Origin of the sequence: Pseudomonas japonica, assembly GCF_013522925.1 — a bacterium.
GTDB lineage: Bacteria > Pseudomonadota > Gammaproteobacteria > Pseudomonadales > Pseudomonadaceae > Aquipseudomonas > Aquipseudomonas japonica_A.
The window spans coordinates 1-14,049 of sequence record NZ_JAAMQU010000003.1 but is presented as its reverse complement, the minus strand read 5'-3'; the positions used below and the strand labels follow the sequence as shown (position 1 = coordinate 14,049).

The window sequence follows — 14,049 nt, the reverse complement described above, 5'->3', positions numbered from 1 at the left end:
AAATGTTCGAACGCAAGCTACCCCTAGCCGTGATGGCCCTTACCCTGGTGGCCACCCTTGCCACTCCGCTGGGCCAGGCTGCACCGGTGGTGCCGGATCGCCTGCAGCACAGCGACAAGCTGGTGTTCTGCGGCGGCATGGATTCGCCGCCGATGGGCTTCTATGACCCCAATCAGAAGCTTATCGGCGTGACCGTCGACCTCGGCGAAGCGATCGCGAAACGGCTGGGCAACAAGCGGATCGAGTGGCGGGTCACGCCCTTCTCCGGGCTGATCCCGGCGTTGCTCGCGGGCCAGTGCGACATGCTGGTGGACCAGCTGTTCGACAAGCCTGAGCGGCGCGAAGTGATCGACATGGTCAATTACATGTACTCAAGCCAGGCCGTGGTAGTCGCCAAGGGCAACCCTCAGGGCATCCATACCCTCGATGACCTGTCTGGCAAAAAGGTCGCGGTACTCAATGGTTCCACCATCCGGACCTTGCTCGACACCCACAATCAGTTGCTGACCAAGGCCGGCAAGCCGCCCATGAACATCGTGGTGTACAACACCGACACCGACGCCTTCCAGGCCCTGCGGATCAACCAGGCCGCGGCGTACGGCACTACCGTGGAAACGGCGGGCTACTACCAGAGCATGGCGCCCGAGCTGTTCGAGGTGGGCGTGCCCGCTTTCGCGCGCATTCTTACCGGGCTGGGCATTCGCAAGGATGACCCGCAGATGAGCGCGGCAGTGGCCGAGATTCTCAAGGACATGCGCGCCGACGGCAGCTACCAGGCCATCCTGGCCAAGTGGCACATCGAAGGCGACACACTCGATTGAGGTAAGCGCTGATGAACTTCAATTGGGACATTTTCTGGCATTACCTGCTGCAGCCGAGCGACATCTACCTGTACGGCCTGTGGCTTACCCTCACCATCAGCGTGCTCGCCATGCTGCTGGGCTGCACGCTGGGCTTGCTGGCGGCGCTGATGCGCCTGTCGCGCAACCCGCTGCTGCAATACCCGGTGCGGTTCTACGTGTGGCTGATGCGGGGCACGCCCTTGCTGGTACAGATCGTGTTCCTCTACACCGCGCTGGCGGCAGGCGGGATCTTCCGCTTCGAGGACCTAGACCTGGGCCTGTTTACCCTGCCCGGCAACATCCAGGCCGCCATCATCGCCCTGGGGCTGAACGAAGGGGCGTACATGGCGGAGATCATCCGCGCGGGTATTGGCGCGGTGGATCGCGGCCAGTACGAAGCCGGCCGCTCGCTGGGCATGACCTTCCCGAAGCTGATGCGGCGGATCGTGCTGCCGCAAGCGTTGCGGGTGATCGTGCCGCCGATCGGCAACGAGTTCAACGTGATGCTCAAGAACACCACCCTGGTGAGCGTGATCGGCGTGCCGGAGCTGCTGCTCAGCACGCAGATGGTGACCTCGGCCACCTTCAGGGTGTTCGAGCTGTACTTGGTAGTGGCGATCTACTTCCTGGCGTTGACCACCGTGTGGGGCTTTTTCCAGCGCTGGCTGGAGCGCCGCTTCGGCAAGGCAGATGCCCATGCCTCGGCGCCGCGCCGGCTGTTCGGCCGCCACACCATGAAACTGCTGAGGGGGCGCTGAGATGCACAGTGACATCGTTATCCAGGCCCGGGACGTCCATAAGGCGTTCGGGGAGCTGGAGATTCTCAAAGGGGTGAGCCTGGACGTGCGCCGTGGGGAAGTTGTGGTGCTGATCGGTGCATCCGGTTCCGGAAAAACCACCTTCATCCGCTGCATCAACCTGCTCGAAGACATCCAGGCCGGCAGCATCCGGGTGAACGGCGCGCTGATGGGCTACCGCGAACGGCCCGACGGCCGCCTCGTTCGTGACTCGGAGCGCAACATCGCCCGGCGCCGACGCGACATCGGCATGGTGTTCCAACGCTTCAACCTGTTCCCGCACATGACCGCGCTGGAAAACATCATCGAGGCGCCCATACAGGTACTGGGTGTGGCGCGCGACACAGCGGTAGCCGAGGCCCGCAACCTGCTGGCGCGGGTGCGCCTCACCGAGAAGGCCGACCACTACCCCGCGCAACTCTCCGGCGGCCAGCAGCAGCGGGTCGCCATTGCCCGTGCATTGGCAATGAAGCCCCAGGCCATGTTGTTCGATGAGCCCACCAGCGCGCTGGACCCGGAAACCGTGGGCGAGGTGCTTGAGGTGATGAAGGCCCTGGCCGAGGACGGCATGACCATGGTGGTGGTGACCCACGAAATGAGCTTTGCCAAGGAGGTGGCCGACCGGGTGGTGGTGCTGCACCAGGGGGAACTCATCGAAGAGGGGCCGCCGGCGCAGGTATTCGGCAACCCTCATCATCCGCGTACGCGGGAATTTCTCAGCCGGGTGCTGTAAGCGCCTCGAGGTGATCGTCCTATGCTGTCGTTTTCCGCACATCAATACCCCTACCCTTCGCAACGCCAGAGCGTGTTCGCCCGCCGCGGCATGGTGGCCGCTTCCCAACCTTTGGCGGCCGAGGCCGGCATTGCCATTCTGCGCCAGGGCGGTAATGCCATTGATGCGGCCATCGCCACGGCGGCGTGCCTGACGGTGGTAGAACCCACCGGATGTGGCATCGGTGGCGATGCCTTTGCCTTGGTTTGGCACAAGGGCCAGTTGCACGGCCTGGACGGCAGCGGGCACGCACCGGCCGGGCTGTCCATCGAGGCAGTGAAGGCCGCTGGGCACGAACGCATGCCGGCTCATGGCTGGCTACCCGTCACCGTGCCCGGCTGCCCCTCAGCCTGGGCCGAGTTATCGCGCCGCTTCGGCAAGTTGCCGTTCGCGGCGCTGATGGCACCGGCGATCGAACTGGCCGAAGGCGGCTTCCCCGTGTCGCCCACGGTGGCAAGGCAGTGGGAAATCGCGCGGGTGGGCTTTGAAGCCAGCCGCCAACCTGCGCTGGAGGGGTGGTTCGATACCTGGCTCATTGAAGGCCGCGCGCCCCAGGCCGGCGAGCTGTTCCGCAACCCCGGGCAGGCGCTCACCCTGCGGGCCCTCGCCGACAGCGAATGTGAAAGCTTTTACCGTGGCGAGCTGGCGCAGCGGCTGGCGGCCTATGCCCAAGCTACGGGCGGCTATCTCAAGGCCTCGGACCTGGCGGGCTACCGCGCCAGCTGGGTACAGCCGATCAAGACCACCTATCGCGGCTACGACGTATGGGAGATCCCGCCCAGCGGGCAAGGGCTGATCGCGCTGATGACCCTGAACATTTTGCAAGGGTGTAGGTTTGATCACCGCGACAGCCCCGCAACGTGGCACACCCAGCTGGAGGCCATGAAAATGGCCTATGCCGACGGCCTGCACTACATCACCGACCCGGCGCATATGCGCGTAGCCGCCGCCGACCTGCTCGGCGAAGGTTACGCGCAACGCCGCCGGGCCCTCATCAGCGAACGGGCCGCCGAGCCATTGCACGGAGACCCTCACGCCAGCGGCACGGTTTACCTGGCCACTGCAGACGCCGAGGGCAACATGGTGTCCTTTATCCAGAGCTGCTATCACGGCTTTGGGTCCGGGGTGGTGTTGCCCGGCGCCGGGATCTCGCTGCAAAACCGTGGCGAAGAATTCAGCCTCGACCCCGGCCACGCCAACCACTTGGCCCCGGGCAAAAAAACCTTCCACACGATCATTCCGGGGTTCATCAGCCAGGGAAGCGTGCCACTGGGGCCATTCGGGGTGATGGGCGGGTACATGCAGCCTCAGGGGCACGTGCAGATGGTCATGAACCTGGTGGATTTCGGGCTCAACCCCCAGGCGGCGCTGGATGCCCCCCGCTGGCAATGGCTGGGGGGGCGCAAGGTGGGCATCGAGCACAGCGCCCCTGCCGAGTTGACCCGGGCACTGGCGCGGCGGGGGCATGAGGTGGAAGTGGCCCATGACTCGCTGGACTTCGGCCGCGGGCAGATCATCCTGCGCGACCCGCACACCGGTGTACTGTGCGGGGGCACCGAGCCCCGCACGGACGGTCATGTAGCGGTGTGGTAACGGCGTCAGTCTGCGCCGAGGTTCTCGTCTTCGGTGCTTTGTGTGTTACCGCTGCGGGTCGGCTGCTTCTCAGCGTCCGGCTTGCCGCCGGTAATACCGCTACGGGCGTCTTCCGGGCGCCCGGGCAAGCCGCGTGCATCTTCCCTGGAATCGCGGGTGGGCCATTTATCGGTGATCGGGGTTTCTTTCATTGTAGGGCTCCTCGACGTTTTCGAACCGTAAGCTTTCGAGAACGCCGAGGCGCCGAGAGTTCGGCCGGGTTGGCCGGTTATTCGTAAAACGGCTCGACGGTCACCCGCTCGCTCGCGAAGAAGCTATCGGCCACTAGCCGCAGGGGCTGAGTGTCCATGTCGCGCCCGCCTGCCTCGATCAACTCATGGAAGTGCCGGTACAACGCGGGGTATTCACCCTCCTCCGGCAGCGCCTGGGCCACACCATCGATGCTGAGGCTGGCGCCGCCATGGTCGAGCCGCAGCACACCGTTGTCTGCTTCCAGCTCAATGCGCCAAAGCTCGTTATGGTCATGGTCGAAATCAAGCTCCACGCTCACGGGCAGCCCCTGGGCATTGGTGAGGGAGAGCGTAGCGGCAATGGGCGACTGGCAGTTCTGGGGCACACGCAGTTCAGCCTTGCTCACGAACAGCGGAGAAGGCAGCAGCTCGGTGACGATAGACAGCGCGTTGATACCGGGATCGAACACGCCCAGGCCACCGGCTTGCCAGATCCACGTTTGGCCGGGGTGCCACTTGCGTACGCTTTCCTTCCACTCCACCCGCACGGCTTTGAGGCTGCGCCCCGCCAGCCAGGCCCGGGCCGCTTCCACGCCCGGGGCGAACCGCGAGTGCCAGGCGAACAACCCGCCCACGCCCACGCTCGCCGCTTGCTCGACCAGCGCCGTGGCTTCCCCGAGGCTGGCGCACGGTGGCTTTTCAACCAATACGTGCTTGCCTGCGGCCAAGGCCTCGCGCACCAGGGCATAACGCCCCTGTGGCGGGGTGCAAAAGGCGATGGCGTCCAGTTCGGGCAACTCGCGGAGCATGTCGCCCAGCGAGCTGAAATTGGCCACGCCCGGGCATGGCTGCCCTTGGGTAGCGACCGCTACCAGGGAAAACGCCGGGTTGGCCTGGATCGCCGGCACGTGCTGATCCTGCGCAATCTTCCCGTACCCCACCAAGCCAAGACGAATCGGCTGCATCGAACACTCCTGTTTTGTTGTTGTAGAAGGTCAAGCGAAGCGTCGATGGTAGTCGGTCTTTGAAGGAAATGCCGCCACTTCCAACTTCAATACCGCGGCTTCACCGCTTTCCAATCGCTCTTGTAGCGCTGCATCTGGCGTACGTCGTCGCGCTGGCGGATGCCGCAGCTGAGGAATTGATCGTGCAGCTTGGCCAGTTGCTCGTGGTCCAGCTCAACGCCAAGGCCCGCTGCGCGGGTAATGGCCACGCAGCCGTCTTCGATCGCCAGCTTACCGCCCTTGATCACCTCTTCGTCGGGCTCCTGCCAAGGGTAGTGGGTATCGCACGCATAGCCCAGGTTCGGCGTGGCGGCGGCCACGTGGGTCATTGCCATGAGGCTGATGCCCAGGTGAGAGTTGGAGTGCATGGACACGCCTAGCCCGAAGGTGTCACACATTTTGGCCAGTATCTGGGTATCGCGCAGGCCGCCCCAGTAATGGTGGTCGGCCAGCACGATCTGCACGCTGTTCAGGGCCACGCTGCGGCGGAACTCGTCGAAATCGGTCACCACCATGTTGGTGGCCAGCGGCAGGCCGGTGCGGCGGTGCAGTTCGGCCATGCCGTCCAGGCCGGGGGTGGGGTCTTCGTAATATTGCAGGTCATCGCCCAGCAGCTCGGCCATACGGATCGCCGTGTCCAGCGACCAGTTGCCGTTGGGGTCGATGCGCAGCGGATGGTCGGGGAAGGCGCGTTTCAGCGCCTTGATGCAGGCCACTTCGTGTTCCGGCTCCAATGCGCCGGCCTTGAGCTTGATGCTTTTGAAGCCATGGGCTTCGATCATCCGCGCGGCCTGCGCCACGATCTGTGTTTCGCTCAGCGCTTCGCCCCAATTGTCTGCCGGGTAGGGCGAATCCACATGTTGGGCGTACTTGAAGAACAGGTAGGCACTGAACGGCACCCGGTCGCGCAGCGCCCCGCCCAGCAGGTCCACCAACGGCACATTCAGCGAACGCGCCTGCAGGTCGAGGAATGCCACCTCGAATGCCGAATAGGCGTTGCTCACAGCCTTGCTGGCGTGGGAACCGGGCGCCAGTTCGGCCCCTGCCACGCTCACTGGCTTGTGAGCCGCCACCGCCGCCTGCACTACCTGGCGCAGAGCATTGAGGTTGAACGGGTCCAGCCCGATGAGTTGCGCCTGTACGGCCTGCTGGATCGCCAGCGCGGGGGCATCGCCGTAGCTTTCGCCCAGCCCGATATAGCCGTTGTCGCTTTCCACTTCGATGATCGAGCGCAACGCATAGGGCTCATGGATGCCGCTGGCGTTGAGCAGCGGTGGATCGCGGAAAGCAATCGGAGTGACGGTTACGCGGATGATCTTCAAGGTCGAGGCTCCCGGTTCAAGGGTTTGATAGCCGCTTCAAGCGGTCACGGGCGAAGGCTTGCCGCCGCCCAGTTGTTGTTTGCCGGCACCTGGCTTGCCTCGGGCGAACATCACCACCACGGCGGCGAGCACCGAGGTAATGGCCAGCCCGTACATGCCGCCCTGGATCGAGCCGGTGGTTTGCTCCAGAAAACCGAACGCCGTGGGGGCCACGAAGCCGCCGAGGTTGCCGATGGAGTTGATCAGTGCGATTACCGCCGCAGCGATACGGGCATCCAGGTAGCCCTGCGGCAGCGGCCAGAACAGCGCCGAAGCGGCTTTGAAGCCAATGGCCGCGAAGCAGATGGCAACGAAGGCAAATACCGGCCCGCCGGTGGTGGACATGAACATCCCCAGCGCTGCGATCAGCAACGTAAGCGCGCACCAGGCTTGCTGATGGCGCCACTTGGCGGCCAATGCGGCGAAGCCATACATGGCCACGATGGAAATGAGCCAGGGAATGGAATTGAGCAGGCCGACTTCGAAGTCCCCCAGGCTGCCCATTTTCTTGATCATGCTGGGCAGCCAGAAGGTGGCGCCGTAGATGGTCAGCGCTACGGAGAAGTAGATAAAGCAGAACAGCACGATCTGCCGGTCTGCCAGCAGGCGAATGATCGACGGCCGCCCGCCCCGCTCGGCTTCCCGCGCGGCCTGTTCGGCGGCGATGGCGCTGGTGAGGGCTTGCTGCTCCTCAAGGGTGAGCCACTTGGCCTCCCGGGGGTGGGATTGCAGGTGCAGCCACACAAAACCGCACAGCACCACCGAGGCAAAACCTTCGATGAGGAACATCCATTGCCAGCTATGCAGCATCGGCAAGCCGAGGCTCAACAGGCCACCGGACACCGGCCCGGAAATGACCGAAGCGATGGCTGAGCCACTCAGGAAGACCGCCATGGCCTTGCCGCGCTCGGCCGCCGGTAGCCATTGAGTGAAGTAATAGATGATGCCAGGGAAGAAGCCCGCTTCGGCGGCACCGAGGATAAACCGCAGCACGTAAAAGCTGGTTTCGCCTTTCACGAAGGCCATGGCCATAGCCGCCACGCCCCAGGTGAGCATGATGCGCGCCAGCCATGCCCGTGCGCCGTAACGCTGCAGCAGCATGTTGGACGGCACTTCGAACAGGGCGTACCCGATGAAAAACAGCCCGGCGCCCAGGCCGTACGCGGCTGCGCCGATACCCAGGTCGGCTTCCATGTGGCTGCGCACGAAGCCGATGTTGACCCGGTCGATGTAGTTCACGATGAACATCACCACGAACAGTGGCAACACGTGGCGCTTGACCTTGCTCGCCGCCCGGGCGAGCACGTCCGCCTGCACGGCGCTATGGGGCTGGTTCACTGGGCATCTCCCGCTATTGTTTTTCTGGGTCGGCCGCATCCTGCTGGATACACCCCGATGATGGACGCCCGTATTGTTGCGGTCTAATCTAGTTTGGCTCTCGATTGATACCCGGAATGAATCAGTGTTCGAACTTGCTCAGCTTCGTTGCTTCACCGCTGTGGCCACGGAACTCAACTTTCGCCGCGCGGCGGAACGCTTGAACATGACCCAGCCTCCACTTAGCCGGCAGATTCAGCTGCTCGAACATCAGTTGGGCGTGGCGCTGCTTACCCGCAATACCCGAACCGTCGCCCTGACGGCGGCAGGCAGGGCGTTCTTTCTGGAAGCGCAGAACCTGCTGGAGCGAGCCGAGATGGCCGCGGTTTCCGCACGGCGCTTTGCGGCCGGGGATATTGGCTCGGTAACGGTAGGGTTCGTGGGCAGCGCGGTGTACGAATTTTTGCCCAAGGTGATTGCCGAGGCACGGGTGCAACAGCCTCACGTGAACATCGCCCTCACGGAGATGAACACCGCGCAACAGCAGGAAGCCTTGCGGGCGCGGCGCCTGGACCTGGGCATTGCACGGGCGCCGCTGCCCGAGCCAGGGTTTTCCAGCGAGCGGTTGGTGCGCGAACCGTTCGTGCTGGCGGTGAACACAGCGCACCCCCTTGCCAGGCGGGTCCGGGTAGAGATTACGGACCTGCAAGGGCAACCGTTCCTGATGTACTCCCACGCCGCCTATGCCCCGTTCAACGAACTGCTCACCGGCATGTTTCGTTCAGCTGGGGTTACGCCCGACTACGTACAGTGGCTGGGCTCGTCCTTGACGATCCTGGCTTTGGTGAACGCCGGCCTGGGACTGGCCTTCGTGCCCCGCTGCGCCACTAACGTGGTGTTCAAGAACGTGGTGTTCCACGAGATGGAACTGGGTGAAGGGGTACAGAGCGAGCTGCACCTGATCTGGCGGGAAGACAACGACAACCCCGCGTGCGGCATGTTGATACAGGCCATACGCGGGGCGGTTTGAAGCACAGGGCGCCCTTGTTCGCGGACCTTGCGGGAAGCCAAGGCTTACAGCGAGAAGCGCTTCACCAGGCCGTTGAGGTCGGTGGCCAGCCGCGCCAGTTCGTGGGTGGCCACGCTGGTTTGCTGGGCGCCAGTGGCGGTTTGTACTGACAGGTCGCGAATGCTCACCAGGCTGCGGTCCACTTCACGGGCCACCTGGGCCTGTTCTTCCGAGGCGCTGGCGATCAGCAGGTTGCGATCGTTGATGCTGGCCACGGCTTCGGTGATCGCGCCAAGGGCCTGCCCGGCAGCGTTGGCCTTGTCCATGGTGGTGCGGGCGCGCTCGGCGCTGTGCTGCAAGGCGTCCACGGTCAGCCCGGTGCCCTGCTGGATACTGCCGATCATGTTCTCGATCTCACGGGTGGATTCGCCCGTACGGTGAGCCAGCGCACGCACTTCATCGGCTACCACGGCGAACCCGCGCCCTGCGTCGCCGGCACGCGCCGCTTCGATCGCAGCGTTGAGGGCCAGCAGGTTGGTTTGCTCGGCGACCGCGCGGATCACGTCCAGCACCGTGCTGATGCTTCGGGTTTGGGTAGCCAGTGCGGCGGCGCGCTCGGAGGCGCTCATCACGTCGTCGGTGAGCGACTGGATGGAGGCAATGGCGTCGGTCAGCTGCACTCGCCCCTGCTCGGCCGATCGACTCGAAGCCTGGGACGCTTCGGAGGTGGACACCGCGTTGGTGGCAACCTCTTCCACCGCAGCGGTCATCTGGTTAACCGCCGTGGCGGCCTGTTCGATCTCGTCGTTCTGGCGCTGCATGCCACGGGTGCTCTCCTCCATCACCGCGCTCATTTCTTCAGCGGCAGCGGACAGTTGGTGAGCCGATTCGCCGATCTGCCCGATGGTTTCACGCAGGTTGGCCTGCATGGTGCCGAGTGCGGCAAACAGTTGCGTGGCTTCATCATCACCTTCGCGCTGGATGGTGCCGCTGAGGTTGCCCTGAGCAATGCCATCGGCGAAACCAACGGCCTGGCGGATCGGCGTGATGATGCTGCGTGTGAGCGTAAGGGCCAGTACCAAAGTCGCGGCGAGCGCGGCGATGATAGCGCCGATGATCACGCTGCGTGCGCTGCTGTAGGTATCGTCGGAATAGGCGGCGGCGCGGGTGGCGCCCGCCTGGTTGAAATCACGAAGGGCCGACAGCTTTTCATTCAACACCGGGCCCAGGCCTGCGAGCGCCTGGTTGATCGGGCCCATCACACTCTCGGGTGCGCTGGCCGCGATAGAGCGCTGGCGCTCATCGAGCTTGCTGGCGTACTGGCCAAAAGTGTCCCGCGCCGCGTTGAACACCTGACGCTCCTCGGGGCTTGCAATCAACGCTTCGTATTGCTGCAACAATCGCTTGATGTCCTGAATGGACGCAGCCACCAGATCGTCGCTCTTGCGGTAGGTCTCAGGGTCTTTAAAGGCCAGCTGGCGCAGGGATTCCACGCGGATGCGGGCGAAGCTCAGCGCGATGTTGTCGGCAGTGGCCTGGCTCTGCATCCAATGATTCTCGACCGTGGCGCCTGAGGCCCGAATCGCAGCCATCTTCATCAGGCTGAAGGCACCCACAGCGGCCAGCAACAGTGCTACCAGGGCAAAAAACAACAGCGTACGGTGGGCGATCTTTATTTTTCTAAGCATGGCAAGGGTCCGAGGTAGGCAGCGGGCACGCGGGCGGGTTTCCAGTGCTACGTATATCGGCCCCACACTGCCGAACTTTAGCCGCAGGCCCCCTTGCCCCGCCTTAATTGGGGAACAGCTCCACGCCCCACTCGCTCCGCACCAGGCGCAGGTATGAGGCCCGGGCGGCCGGGGTGAGATTGTGCGCGTAGAGCTCGGCCACTTGCGCGCGTATCCCGGGGATGGTCTGGTTGATGCCTGCGATGACCGCGCGGCCGAGATCACTGTTGGAGCACGCAAAATACCCATACATGAAGGCGGGCGCGCCCTTGAGCGGGTAGGCACGAAGCGCCAACGGCGTGGCCTTGGGCTGCTTTTGCAGGTAGTTGATCTCGCTGGGGTAGGCCAGAATGCCGTCCAGCCCATGCTCGTGAGCCGCCATCATGCTTACCAGGCCGCCGAGCTGGTCCTTGGAGTAGCGACGGAACACCGAGGGGCTGTCCTTGTAGGTGTCTATGACAGGGTCCACCGAAGCGCCATATCGCCTGCCGCCGAGTATGCCGAGGCGGAACGTACCTGCCGCCAACAGGCCAGCCAGGTCCACCGCGCTATCGGTCGCGGGCGGCTGCGGGTGGTCGGCCGGGACGAACAACTGAATGGGCAACATCATCAGGTAAGGCTCGCTGAATACCATAAACCGTTCACGCGCGGCGGTTTTCAGAAAGCCGGCGAAGCACACGTCACCGCGGGTTTTCATTTCCTGTTCTATCCGCTGGTAATTGGGGGGCACGGCCTGAAGCTGATGCTCGTAATCGCCAAGCCTGGCCACGGCGATACCCTGGGCATAATCGCCTACGCCGTGCTCAGGGCCGGTGACCATGAACAGCGGCGGAAAATCCACGGTCATCCACCGGACAGTGGGCTTGACGCCGCTCATGCTCGTGGCCAGGGCAGTGCCCTGTACCAAGGCAAAGGCCAGCGGCAGCAGACGACGCTTACAACACATTCGGTTTGGTCCCAGGCAGTTATGTCGCTGTGAAGCCTAGGCGCGGATGCCGGCAAACTCCACTTTTGGTGATGGGGATAAAGTTTCATGTAACAGCGCCGATACGCTTGCACGCCGCCCCTCGCCCTGGCGATCACCCCCAGGCACCTGCGCGGACGGCCACCGGACGGAATACTATAAATGCCCGAAGTCCCCACTCATTACGCCAACCTGCGGGTGGCACGCAACGCCCCGCCCGAAGTCATCCGCGCCGCGTACAAGGCGCTGATGCAGAAGCATCACCCGGACCGAAACCCGGGAGACACCGACGCCGAACGGATCGTACGGCTGATCAACGAGGCGTACGCCGTGCTCAACGACCCCGAACAGCGGGCGCGGCACGATGCATGGATCGCTTCCCAAAAGGAACAACGCCTGCGTGCGCAGCTGGCACAACTGGGGGCACCCGGCAAAGCCAGCGCCAAGGCAGCCTCCCCCACCCCTCGCCGCGTTTGGGTTGGCCTCGCGCTGGTGCTGGCTTTCGGCCTGGGTATGGGACTGGCAAGCCAGTTCACCAGCCAGGCCAAGCCGCCCGCGACCGTTTCGTGGCGGCGCTGAACCGCACAACGCTTTCGGGAATTATCGCTACAGGGGTGAGTCTATGAACATTACCCGGTGTTCCCAGCGACTTGGGAGCCTAACTTAACGCTGATTCGCAGCGGTAACGAGGAGCCTCCATATGCCGACGCCTCATCTTGACGATCTCCATGCACCGACCTGGCGCCACATGCTCGAAGGCGTCAACAAGGCCACGGACTACGTAGAGATCCGCGAGAGCGCGGCCCGGGCGACAGGTTACCTGCGATGCCTCACCGACTTCGGTCTGGTGAACCTGGGCCAGCGCAAGGCCATGGCCGAACGCATCGACACGGTTTCCACCCAGCGGCTGGAGGCCTTGCGCAGGGCGGCGTCCGGCTCGGCCGACCCTTGGTAATGGTGGCCATTCGCCCAACTTTCGTTAGAGAATGCACACAAGTAATAAGTTCTGTAACGGATCCAACACGTTTAACTAGCGGATCCACAATTAGTTGAACTTCGGGTTACTTTTTTAATAAAGAACCGCTTGGCTGCGCCGATACGTCCCATAGCAAAAGGGGACATAAGCCATGCCACATTACAATCACACCACCGCTTCATCTCGCACACCCGCTGCATTCTTCCGCGCTGACCGCGCGCTGCTCGCTGCTGCCTGCGCCGCCATCTGTGGATGGGCGGTATCCCTGGCCTGGTTGTGGATGGCGTGAGCCCTGTAAAACCTACGTCAGAACGTTTGCCCCAGCGAAAACTGGAACACCTGGGTTTCGGCGCCGTCAGGCTTTTTGATCGGCAGCGCCAGGCTGAAGCTCAGCGGGCCCAGCCCTGAATACCACGTCACCCCAACGCCCAGGGACGCGGCCATTTCGCTGAAGTCCACCCCGCCGCAACTGCCTGTTGTCGCCAGGTAGCACTTGCTGCTGAACACGCTGCCGCCGTCCATGAACAGGCTGGTACGCACCGACCTCTGGTCCTTGATGAACGGCAGCGGGAACAGGTACTCCACCCCGCCGGTGATCATGATGTTGCCGCCCAGCGCGTCGGTGTCGCGGTCGCTGTAGTACGCCTGCCCCATGCTGCTGTAGGCACCAGTTGCGGGGGTGCTGCGCGCGCCCAGGGTACTGTCCTTGAAACCGCGCACCGAGTTCAGGCCACCGGCCAGGTAGTTCTCGTAGAACGGCAGCCCGTCGGTGCCGCCGTAGCCGCCGCCATAGCCGAGCTTGGTGTGGAAGCGAATGGCCTGGTTATCCCCCACTGGCGCGAACACCTGGCCCGAGTAATCGAGCTTGTAGAACTGCAGGTCGCTGCCCGGGAGGGTGGCCATCAGGCTTACGTTCTGGGAGTAGCCCTTGGTGGGCAGCGTGCCTCGGTTCAATGCCGACTGGGACCAGCCCACGGTGGCCTTGAAGTTAGTGAACTCGGTACCTTCGCGCTGCACAAAGTCGTACAGCTCGTCGGCGCTGTAGGTGCCCAGCTCGATAGAGTCGTGCTGCACCGACAGCCCATAGGTCAGGCGCGAGGTTTCGCTGATCGGGTAGCCCAGGGTGATACCGGTGCCCAGGCTGTTGATCGAGTAGTAGGAAACATCGTCATCGTCATAAAGCTTGCTGTAGTCGGTGCTCTTGTAGAACACGTTGTAGCCCAGGCTCACGCCGTCTGGCGTGAAGTACGGGTTGGTGAAGCCGAAGTTATAGCTGCTTTGGTATTCGGAGCGGGTAAGCCCGATGCTGACCTGATTGCCGCTACCCAAAAAGTTGCTCTGGCTGATCGAGCCACCCAGGATCAGGCCCGCGCTCTGGGCGAAGCCCACGCTGGCGGTGATCGAGCCGGACGGTTGTTCTTCCACGGTGTAGTTCACGTCCACCTGGTCGTCGGTGC

The 14,049-nt window shown here is 63.6% G+C and carries 15 protein-coding genes; 8 read left to right on the top strand and 7 right to left on the bottom strand.

The window, feature by feature from the left end; genetic code table 11:
* Nucleotides 1-32 precede the first annotated feature (32 nt).
* The 4 genes from G7016_RS05275 to G7016_RS05260 are packed head-to-tail and all read left to right on the top strand — an operon-like array spanning nucleotide 33 to nucleotide 4,004.
* Complete coding sequence (locus tag G7016_RS05275) at nucleotides 33-821, top strand: ABC transporter substrate-binding protein (protein ID WP_375139204.1); 789 nt, start codon at nucleotides 33-35, stop codon at nucleotides 819-821.
* A gap of 11 nt (nucleotides 822-832) precedes the next feature.
* Nucleotides 833-1,600, top strand: coding sequence for an amino acid ABC transporter permease (locus G7016_RS05270; RefSeq protein WP_181111797.1), 768 nt, complete (start codon nucleotides 833-835; stop codon nucleotides 1,598-1,600).
* A gap of 1 nt (nucleotide 1,601) precedes the next feature.
* Nucleotides 1,602-2,372 (top strand): amino acid ABC transporter ATP-binding protein, encoded by a 771-nt coding sequence (locus G7016_RS05265; protein ID WP_181111796.1) that lies wholly within the window; start codon nucleotides 1,602-1,604, stop codon nucleotides 2,370-2,372.
* Nucleotides 2,373-2,393: 21 nt separating this feature from the next.
* A complete protein-coding gene (locus tag G7016_RS05260) occupies nucleotides 2,394-4,004 on the top strand; it encodes a gamma-glutamyltransferase family protein (protein WP_181111795.1) in 1,611 nt (536 codons plus the stop codon).
* A 5-nt stretch (nucleotides 4,005-4,009) separates the two neighbouring features.
* Here the strand turns inward: G7016_RS05260 and G7016_RS05255 are convergent, their stop codons facing one another.
* The 4 genes from G7016_RS05255 to G7016_RS05240 all read right to left on the bottom strand — a co-directional run bounded on the left by G7016_RS05255 (nucleotide 4,010) and on the right by G7016_RS05240 (nucleotide 7,937).
* Complete coding sequence (locus G7016_RS05255) at nucleotides 4,010-4,195, bottom strand: hypothetical protein (RefSeq protein ID WP_181111794.1); 186 nt, start codon at nucleotides 4,193-4,195, stop codon at nucleotides 4,010-4,012.
* Between the two features lie 77 nt (nucleotides 4,196-4,272).
* Complete coding sequence (locus G7016_RS05250; RefSeq protein WP_181111793.1) at nucleotides 4,273-5,199, bottom strand: Gfo/Idh/MocA family protein; 927 nt, start codon at nucleotides 5,197-5,199, stop codon at nucleotides 4,273-4,275.
* An 86-nt stretch (nucleotides 5,200-5,285) separates the two neighbouring features.
* The gene (locus G7016_RS05245; protein ID WP_181111792.1) at nucleotides 5,286-6,560 is read right to left on the bottom strand and encodes a glucarate dehydratase family protein; all 1,275 of its coding nucleotides are present in this window, start codon (nucleotides 6,558-6,560) and stop codon (nucleotides 5,286-5,288) included.
* A gap of 36 nt (nucleotides 6,561-6,596) precedes the next feature.
* On the bottom strand, nucleotides 6,597-7,937 hold the full coding sequence (locus G7016_RS05240) for an MFS transporter (protein WP_308812133.1): 1,341 nt from the start codon (nucleotides 7,935-7,937) through the stop codon (nucleotides 6,597-6,599).
* Nucleotides 7,938-8,061: 124 nt separating this feature from the next.
* Here G7016_RS05240 and G7016_RS05235 point away from each other — a divergent pair, with 124 nt between their 5' ends.
* On the top strand, nucleotides 8,062-8,946 hold the full coding sequence (locus G7016_RS05235) for a LysR family transcriptional regulator (protein WP_181111790.1): 885 nt from the start codon (nucleotides 8,062-8,064) through the stop codon (nucleotides 8,944-8,946).
* 44 nt (nucleotides 8,947-8,990) lie between these two features.
* On the opposite strand, the gene G7016_RS25780 is transcribed toward G7016_RS05235, so the two are convergent.
* Both G7016_RS25780 and G7016_RS05225 read right to left on the bottom strand, forming a co-directional pair.
* On the bottom strand, nucleotides 8,991-10,613 hold the full coding sequence (locus G7016_RS25780) for a methyl-accepting chemotaxis protein (protein WP_181111789.1): 1,623 nt from the start codon (nucleotides 10,611-10,613) through the stop codon (nucleotides 8,991-8,993).
* 103 nt (nucleotides 10,614-10,716) lie between these two features.
* On the bottom strand, nucleotides 10,717-11,598 hold the full coding sequence (locus G7016_RS05225; RefSeq protein ID WP_181111788.1) for a hypothetical protein: 882 nt from the start codon (nucleotides 11,596-11,598) through the stop codon (nucleotides 10,717-10,719).
* A 180-nt stretch (nucleotides 11,599-11,778) separates the two neighbouring features.
* On the opposite strand from G7016_RS05225, the gene G7016_RS05220 reads away from it, so the two are divergent.
* From G7016_RS05220 to G7016_RS05210, 3 genes are all read left to right on the top strand, one after another.
* Nucleotides 11,779-12,195, top strand: coding sequence for a J domain-containing protein (locus tag G7016_RS05220; protein ID WP_181111787.1), 417 nt, complete (start codon nucleotides 11,779-11,781; stop codon nucleotides 12,193-12,195).
* A gap of 121 nt (nucleotides 12,196-12,316) precedes the next feature.
* Complete coding sequence (locus tag G7016_RS05215) at nucleotides 12,317-12,571, top strand: hypothetical protein (protein ID WP_181111786.1); 255 nt, start codon at nucleotides 12,317-12,319, stop codon at nucleotides 12,569-12,571.
* Between the two features lie 172 nt (nucleotides 12,572-12,743).
* Nucleotides 12,744-12,881, top strand: a complete 138-nt coding sequence (locus G7016_RS05210; protein ID WP_181111785.1) for a hypothetical protein — start codon at nucleotides 12,744-12,746, stop codon at nucleotides 12,879-12,881.
* Between the two features lie 17 nt (nucleotides 12,882-12,898).
* On the opposite strand, the gene bamA is transcribed toward G7016_RS05210, so the two are convergent.
* Nucleotides 12,899-14,049 (bottom strand): outer membrane protein assembly factor BamA (bamA, locus tag G7016_RS05205; protein ID WP_181111784.1); only part of this gene is annotated, 1,151 nt, incomplete at its 5' end.